Source organism: Oleiphilus sp. HI0132 (assembly GCF_001635845.1).
In genome coordinates, this window is sequence record NZ_LWGJ01001008.1 from 1 (window position 1) to 1,764 (window position 1,764).

A 1,764-nucleotide genomic window follows, 5' to 3' on the forward strand; every position below is an offset into this window, starting at 1 on the left:
CCTTTTGAAAAGCTAAAATATAAAAGTCATTATTCTTTTCTAGTTAGATAAGTCCTCGTTGGAGGGTCAGGGACAAAGCTTGCCTCGTTACGTTCAGAGAGAGTTCGAAGATTTTCTCCAATGTGGTCGGCTGGAATATGGCTTTTTGCGTGTGCGCTGTGAAGACTGTCATCACGAGCGTTTGGTCGCTTTCAGCTGCAAACGGCGTGGTTTCTGCCCCAGCTGCGGTGCCCGCCGGATGGTGGAGAGTGCCGCACTTTTGGTGGATGAAGTATTTCCCGCAGAGCCTATTCGCCAATGGGTGCTGAGTTTTCCTTTCCAGTTGCGCTTTTTGCTGGCCCGTTACCCGGAGCTGATGGGCAAGGTCTTGAGCATCGTTTACCGTATACTCTCAACCCATCTGATTAAGAAAGCGGGTTTTACCAAGGCTACGGCACAAAGTGGATCGGTAACGCTCATCCAACGCTTTGGCTCCGCGCTGAATCTGAATGTACACTACCACATGCTGTTTCTCGACGGGATTTACACCGAAGACGGCCATGGTAAACAGCGCTTCCATCGGGTCAAAGCGCCGACCCACGATGAGCTGAATACCCTCGTTCACACCCTTAGCCACCGCATAGCTCGCTGCCTGGAAAAGCAAGGGCTACTCGAGCGAGATGTCGAAAATACCTGGTTGACATTGGAAGAGGGCGAGGAGGATACGCTCACCCAATTATACGGCCATTCGGTCACTTACCGCATTGCCACCGGCCCCCAGCAGGGGCGCAAGGTCTTTACTCTGCAAACTTTACCGGGGCGAGAAGATAAGGCTGATGCTAGCAGCCGAGTAGCCAACCACGCAGGGTTCTCCTTGCACGCTGGCGTGATGGCCGAAGCGCATCAGCGAGATAAGCTTGAGCGCCTGTGTCGCTATATCAGTCGGCCAGCGATCTCGGAAAAGCGTCTGGCATTGACCGCCAATGGACAAATCCGCTACGAGCTCAAAACCCCTTACCGCAATGGCACTACGCATGTGATCTTCGAACCACTGGATTTCATTGCCAAGCTAGCGGCTTTGGTACCCAAGCCTAGGGTCAACCTTACTCGATTCCACGGGCTTTTTGCACCGAACAGCAAACACCGCGTTCAAGTAACACCCGCTAAGCGGGGCAAAAAGCCCGATCAATCGGAAGGTCTCGATACTGACTGGTGTGACAAGAGCCCTGCAGAGCGCCACCGCGCTATGACCTGGATGCAACGACTCAAGCGTGTTTTCACCATCGACATCGAGGTCTGTGAACACTGCGGTGGCCAAGTCAAAGTGATTGCAAGCATTGAAGACTCGAAGGTGATTGAGCTGACTCTTAATTACCTCAGGCAGAAAGCCGCTAAGGTTGACGCTGCCAAACAGCACGAATTGCCGCCAGAGCGAGCCCCGCCACTGACTCCCAGCCTGTTCGACCCATCGCAGACTCGCCTATTTAATTGACGCTCCTAAGTTCTCAATCCATGCACTGTCAGCCTTTGCGGCAGGCCGGTGGGGTAACTGTCGGCTAGAGATCCATTCGCCAGGCACTTTTCGGTCAAATCGACCAAAATACGACCTGCTTTGGGCGCTGTGAAGCTAAATTCTGGGGCTTAGGCAATAAAAATGAGCAGCAATTTCGGGTATGATACTTCAGCTTAGGGGTGAAAAGGTGCTTTATACTTCCTATACCCTATAAGAACACCCATTACTTACCTGAAGTATCAACGACCTCGCTTCTGAGGGTGGTCTAAATA

Annotated in this window: 1 pseudogene; it reads left to right on the plus strand. The window is 52.3% G+C overall.

Going from position 1 to position 1,764, the window contains the following annotated elements:
• Window positions 1-67 precede the first annotated feature (67 nt).
• A pseudogene (locus A3766_RS11295) lies at window positions 68-1,471 on the plus strand (IS91 family transposase); the annotation flags it as partial.
• Between the last annotated feature and the right edge of the window lie 293 nt (window positions 1,472-1,764).